Origin of the sequence: Thermasporomyces composti, assembly GCF_003386795.1 — a bacterium.
GTDB lineage: Bacteria > Actinomycetota > Actinomycetes > Propionibacteriales > Actinopolymorphaceae > Thermasporomyces > Thermasporomyces composti.
Genome location: NZ_QTUC01000001.1, coordinates 1,572,749 through 1,593,100, shown reverse-complemented (window position 1 = coordinate 1,593,100; position 20,352 = coordinate 1,572,749). Strand labels below are relative to the sequence as shown.

The 20,352-nt window shown below is 70.3% G+C and carries 19 protein-coding genes and 1 pseudogene; 6 read left to right on the top strand and 14 right to left on the bottom strand.

Annotated features, from left to right (window positions below; all coding sequences use genetic code 11):
• Positions 1 to 18: 18 nt before the first annotated feature.
• The 10 genes and pseudogenes from DFJ64_RS06945 to DFJ64_RS06900 form a co-directional block, all read right to left on the bottom strand.
• A complete protein-coding gene (locus DFJ64_RS06945; protein ID WP_115849704.1) occupies positions 19 to 795 on the bottom strand; it encodes a class I SAM-dependent methyltransferase in 777 nt (258 codons plus the stop codon).
• On the bottom strand, positions 792 to 1,637 hold the full coding sequence (locus tag DFJ64_RS06940) for an ABC transporter ATP-binding protein (protein WP_115849703.1): 846 nt from the start codon (positions 1,635 to 1,637) through the stop codon (positions 792 to 794). The genes DFJ64_RS06945 and DFJ64_RS06940 overlap by 4 nt, the downstream gene beginning before the upstream one ends.
• Positions 1,634 to 2,692 (bottom strand): ABC transporter substrate-binding protein, encoded by a 1,059-nt coding sequence (locus DFJ64_RS06935; protein WP_115849702.1) that lies wholly within the window; start codon positions 2,690 to 2,692, stop codon positions 1,634 to 1,636. Before DFJ64_RS06935 ends, DFJ64_RS06940 begins: the two co-directional genes overlap by 4 nt.
• A 32-nt stretch (positions 2,693 to 2,724) precedes the next feature.
• A complete protein-coding gene (locus DFJ64_RS06930) occupies positions 2,725 to 3,828 on the bottom strand; it encodes a FecCD family ABC transporter permease (RefSeq protein ID WP_245940994.1) in 1,104 nt (367 codons plus the stop codon).
• Between the two features lie 283 nt (positions 3,829 to 4,111).
• Positions 4,112 to 4,354, bottom strand: a complete 243-nt coding sequence (locus DFJ64_RS06925) for a DUF7683 domain-containing protein (RefSeq protein WP_115849700.1) — start codon at positions 4,352 to 4,354, stop codon at positions 4,112 to 4,114.
• A gap of 75 nt (positions 4,355 to 4,429) precedes the next feature.
• Complete coding sequence (locus tag DFJ64_RS06920) at positions 4,430 to 4,669, bottom strand: hypothetical protein (protein WP_147304624.1); 240 nt, start codon at positions 4,667 to 4,669, stop codon at positions 4,430 to 4,432.
• Between the two features lie 11 nt (positions 4,670 to 4,680).
• Entirely contained in the window at positions 4,681 to 5,022 is a 342-nt protein-coding gene (locus tag DFJ64_RS06915; RefSeq protein ID WP_115849698.1) for a colicin E3/pyocin S6 family cytotoxin, read from the bottom strand.
• 34 nt (positions 5,023 to 5,056) lie between these two features.
• On the bottom strand, positions 5,057 to 5,554 hold the full coding sequence (locus tag DFJ64_RS06910) for a WXG100-like domain-containing protein (protein ID WP_115849697.1): 498 nt from the start codon (positions 5,552 to 5,554) through the stop codon (positions 5,057 to 5,059).
• 1 nt (position 5,555) lies between these two features.
• Positions 5,556 to 5,876 (bottom strand): PE domain-containing protein, encoded by a 321-nt coding sequence (locus DFJ64_RS06905; protein WP_115849696.1) that lies wholly within the window; start codon positions 5,874 to 5,876, stop codon positions 5,556 to 5,558.
• A gap of 3 nt (positions 5,877 to 5,879) precedes the next feature.
• A pseudogene (locus DFJ64_RS06900) lies at positions 5,880 to 6,185 on the bottom strand (YbaB/EbfC family nucleoid-associated protein); the annotation flags it as partial.
• A gap of 346 nt (positions 6,186 to 6,531) precedes the next feature.
• On the opposite strand from DFJ64_RS06900, the gene DFJ64_RS06895 reads away from it, so the two are divergent.
• The 5 genes from DFJ64_RS06895 to DFJ64_RS06875 all read left to right on the top strand — a co-directional run bounded on the left by DFJ64_RS06895 (position 6,532) and on the right by DFJ64_RS06875 (position 14,791).
• Positions 6,532 to 7,734, top strand: coding sequence for a WD40/YVTN/BNR-like repeat-containing protein (locus DFJ64_RS06895; protein ID WP_147304623.1), 1,203 nt, complete (start codon positions 6,532 to 6,534; stop codon positions 7,732 to 7,734).
• Positions 7,735 to 7,827: 93 nt separating this feature from the next.
• Complete coding sequence (locus DFJ64_RS06890) at positions 7,828 to 10,125, top strand: LLM class flavin-dependent oxidoreductase (RefSeq protein WP_245940993.1); 2,298 nt, start codon at positions 7,828 to 7,830, stop codon at positions 10,123 to 10,125.
• A gap of 31 nt (positions 10,126 to 10,156) precedes the next feature.
• Positions 10,157 to 11,053: an LLM class flavin-dependent oxidoreductase gene (locus DFJ64_RS06885; protein WP_115849693.1), complete on the top strand. Its 897-nt coding sequence runs from the start codon at positions 10,157 to 10,159 to the stop codon at positions 11,051 to 11,053.
• 189 nt (positions 11,054 to 11,242) lie between these two features.
• A complete protein-coding gene (locus DFJ64_RS06880; protein WP_115849692.1) occupies positions 11,243 to 11,821 on the top strand; it encodes a DUF2267 domain-containing protein in 579 nt (192 codons plus the stop codon).
• Positions 11,822 to 12,100: 279 nt separating this feature from the next.
• Positions 12,101 to 14,791 (top strand): bifunctional acetate--CoA ligase family protein/GNAT family N-acetyltransferase, encoded by a 2,691-nt coding sequence (locus tag DFJ64_RS06875; protein ID WP_115849691.1) that lies wholly within the window; start codon positions 12,101 to 12,103, stop codon positions 14,789 to 14,791.
• 2 nt (positions 14,792 to 14,793) lie between these two features.
• Here the strand turns inward: DFJ64_RS06875 and DFJ64_RS19395 are convergent, their stop codons facing one another.
• The 4 genes from DFJ64_RS19395 to DFJ64_RS06855 all read right to left on the bottom strand — a co-directional run bounded on the left by DFJ64_RS19395 (position 14,794) and on the right by DFJ64_RS06855 (position 19,408).
• A complete protein-coding gene (locus DFJ64_RS19395) occupies positions 14,794 to 15,567 on the bottom strand; it encodes a class F sortase (RefSeq protein ID WP_170152525.1) in 774 nt (257 codons plus the stop codon).
• Between the two features lie 116 nt (positions 15,568 to 15,683).
• Positions 15,684 to 16,424 carry a hypothetical protein gene (locus DFJ64_RS06865; RefSeq protein WP_115849689.1) on the bottom strand — a complete coding sequence of 247 codons (741 nt, stop codon included), beginning with the start codon at positions 16,422 to 16,424 and terminating at the stop codon, positions 15,684 to 15,686.
• Between the two features lie 402 nt (positions 16,425 to 16,826).
• The gene (locus DFJ64_RS06860) at positions 16,827 to 18,290 is read right to left on the bottom strand and encodes a polysaccharide pyruvyl transferase family protein (protein ID WP_170152524.1); all 1,464 of its coding nucleotides are present in this window, start codon (positions 18,288 to 18,290) and stop codon (positions 16,827 to 16,829) included.
• A gap of 200 nt (positions 18,291 to 18,490) precedes the next feature.
• Entirely contained in the window at positions 18,491 to 19,408 is a 918-nt protein-coding gene (locus DFJ64_RS06855) for a glycosyltransferase family 2 protein (RefSeq protein WP_245940992.1), read from the bottom strand.
• Between the two features lie 226 nt (positions 19,409 to 19,634).
• Between DFJ64_RS06855 and DFJ64_RS06850 the strand changes: the two genes are divergently transcribed.
• On the top strand, positions 19,635 to 20,345 hold the full coding sequence (locus DFJ64_RS06850) for an aminoglycoside phosphotransferase family protein (RefSeq protein ID WP_245940991.1): 711 nt from the start codon (positions 19,635 to 19,637) through the stop codon (positions 20,343 to 20,345).
• The last annotated feature ends 7 nt before the right edge of the window (positions 20,346 to 20,352 follow it).

The window sequence follows — 20,352 nt, the reverse complement described above, 5'->3', positions numbered from 1 at the left end:
GCACTCTCCAGTGGGTCGTCAGCTGGCGACCCCGGTGATGAGGAACTGCATCTGGACCTTGTGTCCCGGCGCCACGCCGTACTTCTCGTCCAGCTCGTAGATCTCCTGGAGCGGGGTGACGGCGACCTTGGCGAACCCGGCGGCCCGAATCCTCTCGGCGGTCTCCTCGATGCTCTTCGCCTGGGCGAGCGGAAGGGCGGCCAGCACCTCGTCGGTGTAGCGGAGGCGGAACGTGGGGTGGGCGTCACCGTCGGTGGGACCGGAGTCGATCCCGTCCGGGTACCAGGTGCTGTCCACGGCCGCGAGCACGCCGCCGGGACGGAGGAGCTTCCGCCAGTTCTCCAGGGCGCGCTCCGGAGTCCGCAGCGTCCACAGGACGTAGCGCGCGGTGATGGCGTCGAAGCTCGCCGGCGGAAAGTCCGGCGCCACCGCGTCGCCGCGGACGAACGTCGGCGCGTTCGAGGGGACGTCCGCTGCCTTGGCGCGGGCGCGCTCCAGCATCCCCTCCGCGTGGTCGAGACCGGTGACCCGGTACCCCAGCTCGGCGAGGAGGAGCGCGACGTGCCCGGTGCCGGTTCCCACGTCGAGAACGTCGACGGGCGGCGCGGGCAGGGCCCGACGCCAGACGCCCAGCCACGCCTGTCGGATCGCGCCGTTGCGCAGCTGGCTCACCTGGAAGGCGTCGTAGGAATCGGCGCGTTCGGACCAGTACTGGCTGATGTTCGCCTGGACGAGGCTGTCGGTGGTGGCCCGTTGGTCGGTCGCCTGCTGGTCGGTCGCCTGCTGGTCGGTCATCGTGTTCCTTCCTTCACGTCAGCCAGCGACAGGTCGGCCGGTCTGGTGTGGTTCTCGTCGCGGGTGGGTTCGGTGGGAAACGTCTCCTCGAGAGGTTCGAAGAGGAGTTGGAAGCCTTGGGCGGTCTCCACCCGCTGGACGCCGACGCGGTAGACCCGCTCGAGGACGCTGGGCTGGAGAACCTCCTCCGGCGTGCCAGCGGTCACGATGCGACCCCCGTCGAGCAGAACCAGCTCGTGGCAGTAGCGGGCGGCGAGGTTGAGGTCGTGCAGGACGACGACGGTGGTGACGTCGAGGGAGCGAACGAGCTGCAGGACCTCGTGTTGGTAGCGGATGTCGAGGTGGTTGGTCGGCTCGTCCAGCAGGATGTGGTCGGCTTGCTGGGCGAGCGCCCGGGCGATGAGGACGCGTTGCTTCTCCCCGCCGGACAGGCCGGAGAAGACGCGCTGGGCCAGATGGCGGGCGCCCACCCTGGTGAGCGCGGCGGCCGCGATCTGGTAGTCCTCGGGCTTGTGCCGTTGGAACGTCGACAGGTGGGGTGCGCGACCGAGCAGCACGACGTCAGCGACGGTCAGCGGTAGGTCTCCGGAGCCCTCCTGCGCCACGACGGAGAGCCGTCGGGCCAGCTCGCGACGCGTGAACTGGTTGAGCGGCGTGTCGTCCAGGCTGACCAGGCCGGCCCGCGGGGTGAGCGAGGCGTAGAGGGTACGCAGCAAGGTCGTCTTGCCACTTCCGTTGGGCCCGATGAGGCCGAGGACCTGACCGGGGCCGGCCCGCAGCTCCACGCCGTCGAGCACCAGGGTGTCGCCGTAGGCGAAGGAGATGTCGTGCGCGCTGATCATGACGTCGTGCTGAAGTGTCGCGCGATCCGCTCCAGTCCGTCGACCGAGAGGGGCGTCGGAGGCTCGGTGAAGTTGAACAGCTGCACCAGGATGTCGTCGTTCTGCACGGCTGTGAGCGCGTCGGCACCGGGCAGGTTGACGATCGCGTCCTTGACCGCCTCCGGGTCGCCGTCGACGTAGAGGAGCACGAGGACGGCGGGATCACGGTCGATGAGCTGCTCCAGCGTCACCTCGAAGACCCGCTCGTCGACGTCACCGAACACGTTGGTGAAGCCCGCGGCCTCCAGCTGAGGATGCGCCATGCTCTTGTTGCCGTACGCGTAGCCGGTGCCGCCGCCGACCGTCGGGAAGAGCACGGCGGCCGTCCGCTTCGGCGTTCCCTCGACGGACTTCTCCACCGCGGCGACCCGCTGCTTCAGGGAGTCGATGAGCGCGGCGGCCTCCTTGGGGCGATCGAAGATCGTGCCGTAGGTCTCGATCTGGTCGTAGATGGTGTCGAACGAGGTGGTCCCGGAGTAGTTCGGGCAGTAGATGGGCTGGATGAGCGCGTTAATGCCGACAGCGGCGAGGCTCTCCCGGGTGAAGCCGTCCGGCAGGCCGAGGACCAGGTCGGGCTGCTGCGCGATGACGCTCTCCTGGGAGATCTGCAGGTGGCCGTTGATGTCGATGTCCTCACCGAGGGATGGGATGGCGTCGATCGCGGCGTTGGTCTCGTCGTCGTAGTACTCCTTGGGGAACGCTCCAGCGCGCAGGACGACGGAGTCGAGCACGCCGAGCCCTTGCAGGATCGTGACGGGCGCGCTCTCCAGCAGGATGACCCGCTTCGGTGGCTCGTCGAAGGTGACCTTGGCACCGCAGTTCTCGACGGTGACGGGGTAGGCCGTCGAGGTCGCGGCGGTGGTCGAGTCGGTGCCAGGGCCGCTGGCGCCCCGCTCGTCCGTCCCGCAGGCGGCGCCGAGGAGAGCGGCCGCGAGGACGAGCGGCAGCCACGTGCTCCATGTCTTCCGTGTCGTAGGCGTCTTCCGTGTCGTAGGCGTCCTCCGTGTCGTGGGCATGCTGTCTTCCTCGATCGGGTCGTGGGTGGGTGTCAGGGGGTCGTCGCGTAGAACCGGCGGACGAGGATGAGCAGGAACGGCGCGCCGACGAGGGACGTGATGATGCCGATGGGCAGCTCTCGAGGTTCCAGGGCCACCCGGGCGACCACATCGGCCCAGACCAGGAAGATCGCCCCGATGAGCGCGGCGACGGGGATGACCCGACGGTGCGGTGCGCCGACGAACCGCCGGGCGAGGTGGGGGATCACCAGGCCGACGAAGCCGATGCCGCCGGCCGCGGCGACGACGGCGCCCACGCAGAGGGAGACCAGCACCAGGAGCTGGACACGGAACCTGCTCGGCGAGATCCCGAGCGTGTGCGCTGTCTCGTCGCCGATGGCGAGGGCGTCGAGCCGAATGCTCCACACCAGGAGGAGCGCGATGGTCAGCGCGACGACGCCGATGACGACGGCGAGCGGGATCGACCACCGAGCCAACGCGAGGGACCCGAGGAGCCAGAACAGCACCGAGCGGGCCCCCTCGGCGGAGTCGGCGGCGAAGATGAGGAAGCTCGTCGCGGCGTAGAGGGCGTAGCCGACCGCGACGCCGGAGATCACCAGGCGCAAGGCGGTGACTCGGCCGCCGGTGCGGGCGACCGCGTACACCAGGACGGAGGCACCGAGCGCGCCGAGGAAGGCGCTGCCGGACAGCGCGTTCTCGCCGAGCACGGCGCCGAAACCGAAGAGGATGGCGCCCGCGGCGCCGGTCGACGCCCCCGAGGTGACCCCCAGCAGGTAGGGGTCGGCGAGCATGTTCCGGACCATCGCCTGCAGGACCACGCCGCAGACAGCGAGCGCGGCGCCGACGGTGGCCCCGAGGAGGACGCGCGGCAGCCGCACCTGCCACACGATGGAGTCGTGGGCGGGCGTCCAGGTCACGGTCTCCGGGACGCCGATGAGGTGGTGGGTGACGATTTCGACGACGGTTGTCGGGGGGATCCGCACCGCGCCGACGCCGACCCCGAGGACCAGCGTGACGAGCAAGCCGACGCTGAGACCGCCGACCCACGCGGTGGTGCGACGGCGTTGCGCCGCCAGCCCCAAGTCGTCGACCAGCTCGTCCGACTGCTCGGTCGACGGGTCCGCCTCGACCGCCACGCTCACCCCTCCGGTGGTCCGAAGCTCATGCAAGGGGTCTGCAACTGCAACATAGTTGCAACAAGTCCCCATGGTAGGGCACCGATCGTCCGGAGGTGGGTGGCCGGGGTAGGGCGACGGTAGCTCGGCGGCCCTTGGGCTGCCGGGGTTGGGTGTGGTGAGTCGAGCGGATGGTGGGCGGGCGGACCGACGCTGCTGGGAGGGGGACCGACGACGCCGCTCGGCGAGGGGCTCGACGCTGGCCGCTGGAGTCCGCTAGTCGGCTGCCTCAGACGCCTCGACGCTAGTCGGCTGCCTCAGACGCCTCGACGTAGTAAGAGAGGTCCGGCTTCAGCTCGATGCCGAGGATGGCGGCGACGCGGTCGCGGATGTCGTCGGTGACCTCGTAGGCACCGGCGTAGAGCTCGTCGTCGTCCCCGTAGTCGAAGAGCGGGCGCAGCTCGGAGATCTTCTCTTCGGGGAACTCCTGGGCGAAGACGAACTCGTCGTCCTCGCCGTACGCGGCGATCTCCCGCTTCACCCGCATGGCTTCTCCTTCTAGGGCTCGACCCGGGCATCGGGCGCCGCCGGGCAAGCTTCTCACGAGGCTGAACGGAGCCTGCTAGTCCACCTGAGTCGCCTCAACGTAATAGGCGATGCCTGGCCGGAGCTCGATGCCGAGGATGGCAGCGACCCGGTCGCGGATGTCGTCGGTGACCTCGTAGGAGCCGGCGTACATGTCGACGTCGTCGCCGTAGTCGAAGAGCGGACGGAGCTCGGCCATCTTCTCCTCCGGGAACTCCTGGGAGAAAACGAGCTCGTCGTTCTCGCCGAACCCGACGATCTCGCGCTTCACTGCCATGGTGTCTCTTTCTAGGGCTCGACCTTACGGCTGGGGTCGGGAGGCTTGGTCTGGTTACCGTTGGTGTCGTACTCGCCCAGGTGGCGACCCCGCTTGTCGTACTTCTCGAAGGTGCCGTGCTGGCTGTCCCATTCCCAGATGTTGCCGTCGGCGTCCTTCCAACGTTTCCGGGTACCCCCGCCACCCTGAACAGGAGTCTTTCCACGGACCCGCCGCGCGCCTGGGACCGGCGGGGTGTTCGGTGCTGGATGGTACCGCTGCCCCGGCGGAAGCTGTCCCTTGCGCTCTGGGGGCTCCTTCTGCTGCGTCTTCGGCACCGACTCCTCGGCCCGGCGGCCGATTTTCGAGCCCATGTCCTTCGCGACCTTCTTGGCGCGTCTCTTGCCCTTACCCAACGAGGGCCTCCAACGCCAGGTCGATGAGCATGTCGATGGCCAGGCCGATCGCGTACTTGACGAGGGGGATGATGAGCAGGGACGCGCCGAACGTCTCAGGCGCCGCCGCCACCGCGGCGGCGATGGTCTTGGCGAGGATGACCAGCTGGACGATGACCAAGATCTTGAGGATGAGGACGGCGGCGGCGCAGATCAAGATGACGACGCCCACGAACGCCACGCCCTCGGCGTCCTTGCGAAGCGTGTCGATGGCCTCGCCAGACTTCGACCAGGCTTGCTTGAACTGGTCGATCGCCTTGTCGCTGTTCTTCGTCCAGACCGACTCGGCCGCCTTCTGGGCCGCCTCCGCGACCTCGTTGAGCTTGGACTGGAAGTCCTGCCACTCCTGGCCGATGAGCATCATGCGGACCTCGTCCGCGTCCGGCCAGGTGTAGCCGAGCTCGTCGAGGAGTGTGATGGCCCAGCCGGGGAGTACCAACCCTTGTGCCACGTCAATCTCCCGGCCACGCTTCCTCGACGTGCTGGACGTTCTGGTCCTCGGCGGCCTCGTAGGTGTCGGCCATGATGCGCAGCGCCTCGACGAACCAGTGCAGGCCGTCGACCACGGACTCCACCGCCTCGATCACGACGACCTCGGCCTCGTCGAGTCCTGAGCCGACCACCTGGCCGACCATCTCGGCCTCGCCCGCGGCTGGGCCGATGTCGTAGACGCGGTTGAGGAACGCGTCGAACTCGTCGTCGAGCCGGTCGGCGACCTTCTCCAGCTCCGTGGCGGAAGCTCGAATCTCTTCGGGTGAGACGCGCTTGGACATGGGCTATCGGTTCCGCTCGATGCGCGCCATCGCCTCGTGGACGGCACCGAAGAGCGTCCGGGCTGTCTCCAGTGACTCCGCCTGCAACCGCTCCAGGTCGTCCCGCATACGCTCGAGGTCGAAGGCGCCCGCCTCGGCCATGACCTGCGACCGGAGGTCGTCGAGAGCGGCGTTCACCGCCTCGATGACCGCTTCGCAGACAGCCTCCGAGCCCTCGCGCAGCACCCGAGGGTCCATCGTGAGCTCTTCGACGCGTCCGGGCGCGACGACGACGGCACGAACCCGCTCGTCGAGGGCCGTGCCTTCACCGCGTGCCTGTTCACTTGGTTCGCCCTAGGAACGCCGCAGGTTCTCGAAAGCTCGCCGAGTCTGAGACAGCAGAGCGTCGATGGCCGCGGGCGACAGGTTCTCCGTCACGATGAGTCCTTCCGCTTAGCGCGCAACGTCCCGGACCGGCCCCGAAGGGCAACGGTCCACGAACGCAGCTCCGACGCGGTGAGCCGGCACGTTGATCATGCCAGCACGAGCGGGAGCGAACGAGTTATCCACAGGTCGAATTCCGTCGAGGTCGGCAACCTCGCGACCGGGTTCTGGGATCTCCGCCATGAGTCCCGCGCCATCCGATGGGGGACTCAGAGACTCGGAGGTGCCAGTCATGGGGGCAAGCAGACGAGCTGCGGGCCTGATCTCCGCGGCGGTCTTGGCGTTGGCGACCGCCGCGGCGACGGGTGTGCCCGCCCACGCCGACGACCGGTCGGCGAGCGTTCGCGCGCCGAATGAGATGCCGAACGGGATGTCGCCGTGGGAGCGCGTCCCGCTGCCGCCGCTGCGCGGGCAGACGGACCTCGTGGATCTGGCCGCGGTCGGCCCGAACGACGTCTGGGCGGTGGGGTACGTCCGCTCGTCGTGGGGAGTCGAGACGCTCGTCCTGCGGTGGGACGGCAAACGCTGGAAGCGCGTCCCGAGCCCCAACCCGAGCGACGACCAGAACTGGCTCCTCGCCGTCGACGGCACCTCGGCGAAGGACGTCTGGGCCGTGGGCTACGAGCTGGACGAGGATCGACGCCACCGCATGCTCGTCCTGCACTGGAACGGCGCCCGGTGGCGGGTGGTCCCCACCCCGGGTGTGGGTGAGGAGCTGGAGAGCACGCTGGTCGACGTCGAGGCGCTCTCGCCGACGGATGTCTGGGCGGTCGGCACGGCGACAGGGTGGCCGCTCACCGGCCGGACGCTCACCTTGCACTGGGACGGTCAGCGGTGGACGCGCGTGGAGAGCCCGAACCCCAGCACGGAGGGTCTCGGCAGCAACCTGGTGGGTGTGGCCGCGTCGTCCGCGGACGAGGTCTGGGCGGTCGGTGACGACGACCCGTCGGGCACGTTCGGCATGCAGCCGCTGGCCGAGCGCTGGGACGGCGCCTCCTGGTCGGTCGTCCCGACTCCCGCGGTGCCGGAGGACGCGATGCTCGGCAGCCTCGGCATCGCGGCGGCCGACGACGTCTGGGCGGTCGGCTACCGGACGGTCGACGGGCTCCCCCAGCCGTTGGCCGAGCGCTGGGACGGCGAGTCGTGGCGGGCGGTGAAGACTCCCGTCTTCGATGGGGTGGAGGCGACCTTCAACGACGTCGTCGTGAGGGGGCGCGACGACGTCTGGGTGATCGGAACCAAGGGGCGCGGCACCCTCATCGCTCACTGGGACGGCAGCTCCTGGACGCTCGTCCCCGGGGCCGAACCGGGACAGTTCGTCACCAGCCTCGCCGCCGCCACCGAGGAGCCGGGCACGGGCTGCCTGTGGGCGGTGGGTCAGTTCACCGACGGGGAGCGGGCAGAGGCGTTCGTGGAACGCTCGTGCCCGTCGTGAGCGACCGTCCCCCGGGGTCACGGACGAGCTGAGGCCCGCCAGAGCGCGGCGACGGCCGTGGAGGTTGCAGGGTGGCTGTAGGATGCCAGTTGATTGAAGAATCAACTATCTCGGCTCGGTGACTTGGAGCGGATCGGCGTGAACTACGGCCACCGGTTGGAGTTCGGGGCGTGCCTGGCCCCGACGGCCGGGTCCCCGGACGCGGTCGTCTCGCTGGCGCAACGCTGCGAACGTCTGGGCTACGACCTCGTCGTCTTCCCCGACAAGCCGCACCTCGCCGACCTCGACGCCTGGACGCTGCTCCCCTGGGTGGCCGGGCGGACGCGACGGGTTCGTCTGGTCGCGAACGTCACGAACCCCCTGCTTCGTCCCCCCTCGGTTCTGGCGCGCGCGGCGGCCAGCCTCGACCTGCTCTCCGGCGGGCGCCTGGAGGTCGGCCTCGGCGCCGACGCCTCGGCCGACGAGGCGATGGGCGGCCGGCGGCTGTCACCGGACCAGCGGGTCGAGGCGTTCGCCGAGGCCGTCGAGGTGCTGCGCGGAGTCTGGGACACCAACCAGCGCTCGCCCTTGACGTACGCCGGCACGCACTACCGGGTGCCGAGCGCCCAGCGCGGACCGACGCCCGCCCACGACATCCCGGTGTGGCTCCAGGCACTGGAGCCCGGGATGCTCCGGTTGGCCGGCCAGAAGGCCGACGCCTGGCACGTGGCGCTCGACGCCCTGGCGCCCGGCCAGCTCCGCGCCTGTCACAAGATCATCGACGAGTCGGCCGAGGAGGCCGGGCGTGACCCTCGGGAGATTCGGCGGATCGTCACGATCACCGACCAGTCGATCGAGGGCGGGCTGGCGCGGCGACCGAGCGAGCAGTGCGTGGACGAGCTGCTGCCGCTCGTGGTGGACGACGGGGTCGGCACGTTCCTCGTCGCCTCCGACATCCCCGAGGTCCTCGAACGCTTCGCGAGCGAGGTCGTGCCGGCGCTGCGGGAGGCGGTGGAGCGCGAGCTGCCGGGCGTGTCCTCCACGCGGAGGATGCGCCGAGCCGAGGTGCGCGCGAAGCGGCTCCCCGGCATCAACTACGACGCCGTGCCGGCGTCACTCGCGGACGCCGTGATCGAGCCGGGTGACCCCGGCTACGCCCGGGTCAAGTCGACGTACCTGCGGGGCGGCGCTCCGGGTCTGGTCCTGCAGCCGAGGAACGTCGAGCAGGTGGTCGACGCGCTGGCGTTCGCCCGGACCCATCCCCACCTGCCGCTCAGCCTGCGCAGCGCGGGGCACGGCATCAGCGGCCGGTCCACCAACCACGGCGGGCTCGTCCTCGACGTCTCCAAGCTCAACACGATCGAGGTGCTCGACCCGGCGACCCGCCGGGTCCGCATCGGGCCAGGCGCCCGCTGGATGGAGGTCGCCGCGGCGCTGTCACCCCACCGCTGGGCGCTGACCTCGGGCGACTACGGCGGCGTCGGTGTCGGAGGGCTCGCCACCGCCGGAGGCATCGGCTTCCTCGGCCGCGCGCACGGGTTGACCATCGACCACATCCGCGCCGTCGAGATGGTGCTGGCCGACGGCACGCTGGTGCGGGCGAGCGAGGAGGAGAACGCCGACCTGTTCTGGGCGGTCCGGGGCGCCGGATCCAACTTCGGCATCGTGACGTCGTTCGAGTTCGAGGTCGACGAGGTGGGCGACGTCGGCTGGGGCCAGTTCGTCTTCGACGCCAGTGACGCGGCGAGCCTGCTGCGGCGCTGGGGGGAGATCCAGGAGACAGCCCCGCGGGACCTCACCAGCTTCCTCGCCCTGGCGCCACGCCGTGGCGGTCAGCCGCCGGTGGCCCAGCTCATGGCCATGGTCGCCTCCGACCAGCCGGACGTCATCCTCGACCGGCTCGCGCCCTTGACGCGCGTGGGTCCGCTCTACGACCAGACCGTGGTGCTCGCCCCGTACGCCGCGATCATGGCGAACGCGCGCGGTGACGAGCACGACGGCCGTGGCGAGCCGGTGACCCGCTCGGCGTTCGTGGACCACATGACGCCGGAGTTCGCGGAGGCGGCCGCCCGCTTCCTGCACAGTGGGGCGACGTACTTCTTCCAGTTCCGCGCGGTGGGTGGCGCGATCGCCGACGTCCCGCCGGACGCGACGGCGTACGCGCACCGGTCCGCCGCGTTCTCCCTGACGGCGTTCGGCGTCGACCGCCGCCGGCTGGACCAGGCGTGGGACCGGATGAGCGGCCACTTCCACGGGCTCTACCTCAACTTCGAGACCGACCCGCGCCCGGAGCGGCTGAACGACGCCTTCCCACCCCGCACGCTCGCCCGGTTGCGGGAGCTCAAGGCGCGCTACGACCCCGACAACGTGTTCCGCGACAACTTCAACATCACGCCGGCGCCCCGGGCCTAACCGCCGTCAGGCGCCAGAGGAGGAGACCGCGATGACCGACTACGGGCACGAGCTGCTGTTCGGAACCTTCATCACGCCGACGGCGAGCCCCGTCACGCAGGCGGTCGACCTGGCGGTCCTGTCCGATCGGGTCGGCTTGGACCTCGTGACGTTCCAGGACCACCCGTACCTGCCGACCTTCCACGACACGTGGACGCTGCTCTCGTTCGTCGCGTCCCGGACGGAACGCGTTCGGGTCGCGGGCAACGTGCACAACCTGCCGCTTCGCCCGCCCGCCGTGCTGGCTCGCGCCGCGGCGAGCCTGGATCTGCTGAGCGGGGGTCGGTTCGAGCTCGGCATCGGCGCCGGTGGCTACTGGGATGCCATCGAGGGGATGGGCGGTCGCCGGCTGGCCCCTGGGCAGGCCGTCGACGCGCTGGCGGAGGCGATCGAGATCATCCGGGGCCTGTGGGCCGCCGACGAGCGGGGCGGCGTGCGCGTCCGCGGCACGTACTACCAGGTGAACGGCGCCAAGCGAGGTCCGGCGCCGGCCCACGACATCCAGGTCTGGATCGGCGGCTACAAGCCGAGGATGCTGCGGCTCATCGGGCGGATGGGGGACGGCTGGCTGCCAACGCTGTCCTACCTGCCCCATGGCATCTCGGACCTCCCGACGATGAACCGCCACATCGACGAGGGGGCGATCGCGGCGGGCCGTGATCCCTCGGCGGTGCGCCGGATGCTCAACATCGCCGGCCAGTTCGCGTCCACGGGCTCAGGGCTGCTCGTCGGACCGCCTCGCCAGTGGGCCGAGCAGCTCGCGGATCTCACCCTGACCCATGGTGTGACCGGGTTCATCCTCATGGGGGATGACCCGACGGCCATCGAGGTGTTCGCCTCCGAGGTGGCGCCCGCGACCCGCGAGCTGGTCGCGGCGGAACGACGCTGATCGCTTCGCCGGGCGACGAGCGGAGCGCGGGGTGGCCTAGGTGACACACCACGCGAACCAGGGCTCGTCGTGGCGGATCGCGCCTGATCGCCCCATTGCGGCGAGCGGGACCTTCGGCTCTGACCTGACAGCGCGTCCCGGCGGAGGCTGGGAAGACGACCCAGCTACCGCGACGACGAGGGAGGGACGATGAGGGCCCGTTCACACGCGCTGGCGCGCGCCGAACACACCGCCTACGACTGGTTGACGACGGTCGCTCAGCACTTGGGCACCCAGGACTGCGACTACGCGTTCCGGGTCGTCCGAGCATGGCTGCACGCGGTCCGGGACCGGCTGACGGTCGAGGGCGCCGCGCACTTCGCGGCGCAGCTCCCGGAGATCCTGCGCGGAGTCTTCTACGACGGGTGGACGCCCAGCAGGGTTCCGGTGAAGACCGACGTCGAGGACTTCCTTCGCACCTTCTGCCAGGAGGCCATGATCTCGGTGGAGGACGCGCCCAAGGCGGTGTCGGCGGTGTCTGCGGCCATGCGCCAGATGTTCTCCGCCGGCCAGCTCGAGTCGGCGCTCCTGCAGGTCCCCAACCACATCGCGCGTCTGTTGCGGCCGGACGGCGCGGCTCCGACGGTTCCCAGGGCGCGGAGCTCCTCCGTCGATGACCGGCTGTCGGAGGTCGAGCGCCAGCTCCGCGGACTGACCGAGGCGGTCCGCGCGCTCAGCCAGAAGCTCGAGCGCGAGCGTGAGCCCGCTGCCGCGTCGTCGATCGGCTGATTGCCCACGCTCCACACCGGACGGCGGTCCAGGCCCGCGCGTCGGTCGTCGGGCCGCCTCCATGTCAAGGACAGGTTGCGCTGTGGCAGCCGGTGCCCGTCCGGTGCCCGGGGCGCCGGCCACCGCAGCACAGGAGAACCTGCGGGCTCGAAGGCACGTGCGCCGGCGAGCCTGGTGTGACCTAGGACATCAACGAAAAGTGATCCAGGAGACGGACACCTCGTCGAGGCGGGCATAGCGTGGACGCAGAGCCGATAACCGAGGACAAGGGGCGCACCCATGAGCGCGAGCACAGCTGGGGCGGTCCAGACGGCCGAGACGGTTCGGGTCATCCTCGCCGATGGTCGGATCGCACACATTCGTCCCCTAGGCCCCGACGATCGTGACGCGGTTCTTCGCCTCCACCACGGGCTTCCCGAGCGCGATCGTTACTTCCGCTTCTTCACCACGAGTCCCGCCGGGTTCGAGCCGGTGCTGGACCGGATCGTCCAGCCGGACGACGTCCACCGCTTGACGCTGGGTGGCTTCCTCGGCGAGGAGCTCGTGGGCGTGGCGCACTTCGAGGTGCTGGCTGATCCCAGCGAGGCCGAGGTCGCCTTGGCGGTGGACCACCGTCACCAGGCGCGTGGCCTGGGCACGCTGCTGCTCGAGCATCTCGCATCGGCCGCGCGCCAGCGAGGCGTCCGGCAGTTCGTCGCCGAGGTGCTGAAGGAGAACGCCTCGATGATTCAGGTGTTCCGGGACGCCGGAATGCCGTTGACGATGCGGTCGGAGGGCTCGACCTACCACGTCAGGATGAACCTGGTCGAGGGCTATCCGCCCGAGGTGGGTGAGCGTGAACGTCAAGCCGGGGTCGCCAGTCTGCGCGCGCTGCTGCGTCCGCGGTCGGTGGCGGTGGTCGGGGCGAGCCGCCGGGCTGACGCGATCGGTCACGCGGTGGTGGCCAACCTCCTGGCAGAGGGGTTCACAGGCAGTTGCCATCCGGTGAACCCGCGCGCCGAGACGATCGCCGGACTGCGCGTGGTCGCGTCGGCCCGCGATCTCCCACCCGACGTGGACCTCGCCGTGCTGTGCGTCCCCGCCGCCGCGGTGCCCCAGGTCGCCGAGGAGTGCGGCCAGCGGGGCGTGCGCGCCCTCGCGGTGATCACCGCCGGCCTGACCGGTGACGCCGAGCTCGCCGGAGGTCTGCTCGCCGCCGTTCGTCGACACGGGATGCGGCTGGTCGGCCCGAACTGCCTGGGCGTCATCAACACCGACCCGGATGTTCGCCTCAACGCGACCTTCGCGCGTGGCCCCGTCCCAGCCGGCCGGATCGGGGTGGTGACCCAGTCCGGGGGCGTCGGCATCGCGTTGCTCGAGCAGTTCGCCGCGGCCGGTCTGGGGATCTCCAACCTGGTCTCGACCGGCGACAAGTACGACGTGAGCGGCAACGACATGCTGCTGTGGTGGCTGCGCGATGACTCCACCGACCTCGCCGTCATCTACGTCGAGTCCTTCGGCAACCCGCGGAAGTTCGCGACGCTGGCGCGAGCGCTCTCCGAGCGCAAGCCGGTGTTGGCGGTGCGGACGGGGCGCACCGAGGCCGCGCAGCGGGCCGCCGCCTCGCACACTGCCGCGGCCGCCACGCCCGCGGTCACGAGGGACGCGCTGTACGGCCAAGCCGGGATCCTCCCGGTGGAGTCGCTCACCGACATCGTCGGCACCGCGGCGGTCTTGTCCTGGCAGCCGCTCCCGGCCGGGAACCGGGTCATGGTCGTCGGCAACGTCGGCGGCATCGGCGTCATCGCGGCCGACGCCTGCGCCACCAACGGGCTCGCGCTCCCCGACCTGACCGATCAGACGCGGCGGACGTTGACCACACTCCTGCCCTCGACCGCGAGCCTGCTCAACCCGGTCGACACCACGGCGGGTGTCAAGGACGAGGTCTTCCACGACGCCGTTCGCGCGATCCTGCACGACTCGAACGTGGACGCGCTCGTCGTTCTCGCCGCGCCCACGGCGGTGGCGAACCCAGCGGACGGCCTGGCCGACGTCGTGGCCGACTCGCCCAAGCCGGTCGTGGTCGTCCGGGTGGGCCAGGACACCGTGGTGGAGCCACTCCGGCCGGCGGACCCAGCGGGTCGGCCGGTCCCGGCCTTCGGCGACCCGGTCATCGCGATCGAGGCGCTCGCCCGGACCGTCCGGTACGCCGAGTGGAGGGCCCGCCCCAAGGGCACGGTCCCCGACCTGCCGGACATCGACATCCAGGCGGCACGCGCGCTGGTCGCGGAGTACTTGGACGCCAATCCCGACGGCGGGTGGTTGGACCAGCCCTCGGTCAGCCGCCTGCTGGCTCACTTCGGCGTGCCGGTCATCACCGGTGTCGTCGCCCGCGACGCGGACAGCGCCGTCGCGGCGTTCCGCGCGGAGGGTGGCCCGGTCGTGGTGAAGGCGATCGCCGAAGGCGTCCTGCACAAGAGCCGTGCGGGTGGGGTGATCCTCGGCGTCCGCGACGAGCAAGGCGTTCTCGCCGCCGTGTCACAGCTGCGGCAGCGGTTCGGCCCCAGTCTTCGCGGGGTCCTCGTGCAACCGATGGTGGAGCCGGGTCGGGAGCTGCTCATCGGCGTGCACAACGACCCCACGTTCGGACCGTTGGTGGCGTTCGGCCTGGGCGGCGTCGACACCGACCTGATCGGTGACCGGGCCTACCGGCTCGTGCCGCTGACCGACCGCGACGCGGTCGAGATGCTCGGCTCCCTGCGGGCCTCGCCGGCCCTGTTCGGGCCGAAGGCGCACCAGCAGCTCGACACGCAGGGCATCATCGACCTGCTGCTGCGGGTGGGGCGCCTCGCCGAGATGCTGCCCGAGGTCGCGGAGCTGGACCTCAACCCGGTCGTCGTCACCGACCGCTACTACCGTGTGGTCGACGCCCGCATCCGGGTGGCGCCCACCCAGCCGGTCGATCCGTACCTGCGCCGACTGCGGACCTGACGTCACGCCTTCGGCGTGTCGTACCGCAACGGGCGCTTGCGCTCGGCGTCACTGGCTCGGTGCCAGGACGTCATGTGGGCGTAGACGATGACGTTGTGGGACCACCCGTCGGCCTGACGGAAGCTGCCGCCACAGGTGATGAGCCGGAGCTCGGATCGTGAACTCGGCCCGTAGATCTGGTCGGCAGGGAACTCGTCCCTCGGGTGGGCCGCGGTCCCGTCGACGACGTACTCGACCACGATGCCGTCGCGCCGGGTGACCGTCACCGTGTCACCTTTTCGGAGCGCGCCCAGGTGGTAGAAGACGGCCGGCCCGCTGTAGCGGGAGTCCAGGTGGCCGACGATGACCGTCCGGCCGGGATGGCCCGGGACGGCACTGTCGTCGTACCACGCAGCGAGGTAGGGCTTCTGCGGCGGAGGAACATCGATGCTGCCGTCCTCCGCCCGGCCCACCGAGGTCAGCGGCGCCGCAACCTCGATGCGCGGGATGTCGACGCGCATCGGTCTGGAGACCGAAGCCAAAGGATTCGGCGTCGCCGCGTTCGCTTGCGCCTCCGCCGTGCCCGTCTTCGGCCCCGGGGGCGTCTTGGTGGGTGTACCTCTCGGCGGTCGCGGTGTCCCGGTCGTCCTCGCCGGCGGCGACGCCTTGGTCGAGGCGGACGACGTAGGCGGTGCCGTCGCCGTCGGCATCGGCGGCGGGGCCGGACCTGACGGCGTCGCGGCCAAGCCCAGCGCGTCGACGGCGATGAGGCCGAACCCGCTGACGGTTGCGAGCACGATGACGAGGGTGGAGGCCCTCCACGTCCGCCGTCGAGCGTGGAGGACCTCCCGCCGATGCTTGGCTCCGGAGCGATGCTTGCGATGCTTGGCTGCGAAGCGGTGCGTGCCCATGGTCAGGTGGTCGTGCGCTTGCGAAGCAGGGCCACGATCAGCGCGAGAGCGAGGAGAGCGCCACCGGCCATGGTGCGCACGCCCAGGGCGCCTTCTGTGGCAGCTGTCGCACCGTCACCGGTGCGAGGACCGTTGGGGTCGTAGCCGACGCCGTCCTTGCCGCCGACGCCGTCCTTGCCGCCGACGCCGTCCTTGCCGCCGTTGGCAGGCAGCGGCGTGAGTCGCTCGAAGGGGTCGCATCGGTCGTTCGGGTCGAACGGGTTGGTGATGTTGTCAGGGCTGACCGTGCACTCGGTCTGCCAGACGTCTTGCTTGTGGTCCTTCTGCGTCACGACTGTGATCGCGACGTCGTTGCCCTTGGCCACGATGGTCGCGCAGACCACCCCCTTGGGAATGGGGTCGCTGCCGCCGTTGGCCGGCGTCTCGGTGAACTGCACCCACGGGTCGACTGAGCCGTCGCCCCTGTCTTCCTTCCACACCCACAACGAGTCGCGTTTCGGTACGTAGACGAGGAACTTGTCGTTGTCCTGCTGAGAGGAGTCGATGCAGCCCTCGAAGCCATCCGGCTTGTGGTGACCGTCCTTGTCGTTCGTCGTTCCGTCGGCGGCGACGGACGTGCCCAGCTCCCGCGCTGCGGTGGTGGCGGCGGACGCCGGAGACGCAGCCGCCAGCATGGATCCCGCCACGAGCGCCACGCTGGCCTGGGCCGCCAGTCCGTGACGGCTGAAGAGACGGCCGATCATTCGCCGACCCCACGGTGATCTGCTCACTAGGATTTCCCCCCACTTCGTCATGCGTCGAGATGGACGTGGGCTTTGGTGGCACCCACAAGCGACATCTCGTCGCGCCGCTGTTCGCAAGGAATCCCCCGGCTGCCGGGGGGTTGAAACGGTGCTCGCTCTCGGCCCTGCTCGGCACGGCGTGTCGCGTTGTCCTGGAGCTCGCGAGCTATTTCGTGGGGCGCGTGCGCTGTTCGTACGACTCACGTCCCGCTGACGAGGTGCGCGACAGAAGAGGCACGGATGGGGACACGTCGGTAGCGCAGAAAGACAACAGTCAACCTGGGGTTGACGATGAAGAGGGCGCTGTCGGAGATCTTCTGTTCGACCGCGGGACGTCGACGAAAAGGGTCCGACCTCGGCGCGTCAGCGTCCGCTGTCGGCGGTGCTCCCGCGGCTTGCCCGCTTGGCCCGGGCGAGCGAACGCCGGATGGCTCGGCTCACGCGGGCGCCACGGGCGAGGAGCCGGTACCCGCGGCTCGACCGGATGGCGGCCAGCTCCTTGCGAGCCTGCTCCAGCTCGCGCTCCAGCCGCTGAACGTCCTCCTGGCGCGCGCGTTCGGCGAGCATCGCGGTGTGCACCTGTCGGCGCAGCTCGGCGCGCGCCTGCCGATCGGCGTCCGTCTGGGTCCGAGCCATCGTCAGCACGCGGTCGGCCAGGTCGGTGAGGTTCTCGTGGGCGAGTCTCGACAGCTCCTGGGAGCGCTTGAGGACCTCCGGTCGTTCCGCGTTGGCCAGGGCTCGGCCGATCGCGGAGTCGAGCTCGTCGAGGGAGACGTCGAAGGGCATGTCCGGGTCCCACACCCGGGCGTAGCGCGTCGGCTTGGTCCGCGACAGGGTGACGCGGGGAACGCCGTAGGAGCAGGCGATGATCCGGACGTGGAGGGACGTGCCGATCACCACACGCGCCTGGCGCATGTGGTCCACGAGGTCGTACGGCCGGCGGTCGGTGATGATGCCGATGTCGATCGTCGGCGAGAGCCGCCGCGCGTGGTCGACGATCGCCTGGCAGTCCTCGAAGGAGTCGTGACCGGACGCGGCGCCGGCCAACAGGAACCGGATCCGCAGACCCTTCAGGTGCTCGCTCTCGACCAGCTTCGCCGCCACATTGGCGTGGCCGAGCTTGCCGAAGATGGCCCGGGAGCCTTGGACGATCGCGACGTCGGAGCGCGGGTTCCGTTCCGCCGGCCGCAGCAGGCTGATCGCGTGCACCGCGTCGGGAACCAGGCGGTGCTCGATGCCCAGCTCGTTGAGGTAGTCGCTGGACTCCTTGTCGCGAACCGAGATGAACGTCTGCCCGCGGAGCAAGGCGACCAGCTTCTCGCGGCGCGACGGCTTGGCGCCTCGGATGCCGGAGACGCCCACGGAGTTGAGCACGCTGATCGCGCCGGCGTTCTTGGGGAACTGCGCGAGCGACGGGATGTAGGGCGAGACGACCGGCACGTCGCCGACGGCTTCGCGGAGCATCCGGGCCTGCTCCTCGGCGGAGCTGCGCTGGAAGACGCGGTAGGTCTCCGGCGGTGCGGACATCCGGAAGGCACTGCGCAGGTCGGTGCCGCCGACCTGGCCGCCCACCGTCCAGACGACGTCGAAAGGCTCGTCCCGCAGAAGCGGGCCGTAGGCGGCGACCTCGCGGTCGAGCAGCTCGGTCATGTCCGCGCTGAACGGCGCGGTCGCGACGACGTCCGCGTCGGTGAGGTAGCGCTCGGTCACCAGGAGAAAGAGGAGGTCGCCGAAGTTGTCCCGTTCGTAGGCCCCGACGGCGAGCACCCGCGGACGGCGGGAGGTTTCGGCTGTCGTGCGCTCGCCAGGGTCTGGGGACTGCGGCACGGTCGAGGCTCCTCGGTTCTCCACAGGGTAACGAAGCGTAACAGGGCGACGGCCAGCGGCTGACAGCGAGTGCGACCTTGGCTCGCCCGCGTCGTGACTCGCGCGGCAGGGTACCCGCGTGCCTCCTGTGCGACAAGTGAGCCGGGTCGCAGGCGAGAGCATCGCGACGACCAGCGCTCGAGGGTGGGGCCGGAAGGGCGCTAGATGATGGGCGGGCGTCCCAGGCGTGTCATTCGCCACACCGTGCGCCACCGAATGGGTCGCCGCGGGCCGCACGGCTCGCGCCATCCCTCGATGAACCCCGCGCACCAGTCCCGCAAGCCCGACCACGGCGGCCGCCGCAGGATGGTGATGAGCGCCCAGACGCCGAGGTAGATGGGCACGAGGACGGCCGGGAGGTGGCGGCGTGCCAACCACACCCGGTTGCGGGCGGTGAGGCGGTAGAAGACCGGGTGCCGGGTCGGTGAGGTGCGTGGGTGTTGAAGCACGATGTCGGGCCGGTATGCGATCCGCCAGCCCGCGTCGAGCGCTCGCCAGGCGACGTCGGTCTCCTCGTGCGCCCAGAAGAACCTTTCCGGCCAGTCGCCGATCTGCGCCATCACGTCCATGCGGATGGCGTTGCCGCCGCCGAGGAACGTCGTCACCTCCGAGGGACGCAGCGGGTCGTGGGCGCGCAACCGAGGCACGTGCCGCCGCTGGGTCTGCCCGGTCTCGTCGGCGATGCGGAAGCTGATGATGCCCAGGCCGGGGTTCGTGGCGAACGCCTCGCGCACTTTCGCCGCGGTGTAGGGGTCGGGGAGCAGGCCGTCGTCGTCGAGGTTGATCACGACGTCGACGTCACCGTGGGCGCGTAGCGCGGCCAAGCCGACGTTCCGCCCCGCGAGCAGGCCGACGTTCTCCTCGAGCTCGATGCGTTCCACCTCCGGTGGGAGCCCGGGGAGCCGGGTGCCGTTGCCCACGACGACGACGCGCTCTGGAGGGTTCACCTGGGTGCGCACCGAGTGCAGGAGCGCGGAGAACTCCACCGGGCGATTGCCCATCGTCACGATGACGACACCCAGCTTGACGTTGGCGCCGGCGACCCGGGGCTGGGCTGCTGGGTCCTCACCGACCTGCACGTCCGACCTCCTCGAGCGTGCTCGTCGTCAGCGTACGGACGGTGAGCAGCGCTTCACCGGATCGTAGAGGAATCTGGGGTCTTCAGGGATCCGAACGCGAGCTGGCTGGATGCCTTGTCCTACCGAACGGGCGTCGTGCGGGCTAGGTTTTCCGGTCATGGTCGATCAAGTCGTGCGTGGGACCACACGGCGTGTGGAGCGAGTCGGCGATACGATCCGGCGGCCCGTGGCTCCGTGGACTCCCGCAGTCCACGCCTTGCTCCGACACCTGGAGTCGGTCGGCTTTCCGGCGAGCCCACGCGTGCTCGGCTTCGACCAGGAGGGCCGAGAGATCCTCACCTACATCGAGGGGGAGTCGGGTGCGGCCGGCTGGGCGAAGGTCGTCACGGAGGACGGACTGCGGGCCGTGGCCCGCCTCCTTCGCGACTACCACCAGGCGGTGGCCGGCTGGAAGCGGGACCCCGACCTTCTGTGGGCCAGCGGCATCCACGAGCCCGGTAGCGACCCGAACAACCCCGACGAGGTGGTCTGCCATGGCGACTTCGGGCCGTGGAACATCGTCTGGCGGGGCGATCGACCGGTCGGCATCATCGACTGGGACTTCGCCTATCCCGCGCCTCCGCGCCGCGACATCGTCTACGCCCTGGAGTACCTCACGCCGTTCCGCGGGGACGCCGAGTGCGTTCGCTCGCTCCACTACGCGAAGCCCCCGAACCGTCGACGGCGGCTGGAGATCTTCGCGGAGGCGTATGGCCTGACCTCGATCGACGGTCTGGTGGACGAGATCCTCGCCGGCCAGCGAGAGACCTACGAGACGGTCCGGCGACTCGCGGAGGCCGGCGCCGAGCCGCAGGCGACATGGGCGAGACAGGGGTACCTCGACCACCTGCGCCAGCGCCTGCAGTGGAGCGAGGAGCTGCGATCGCTCTTCGACTGATCGAGCG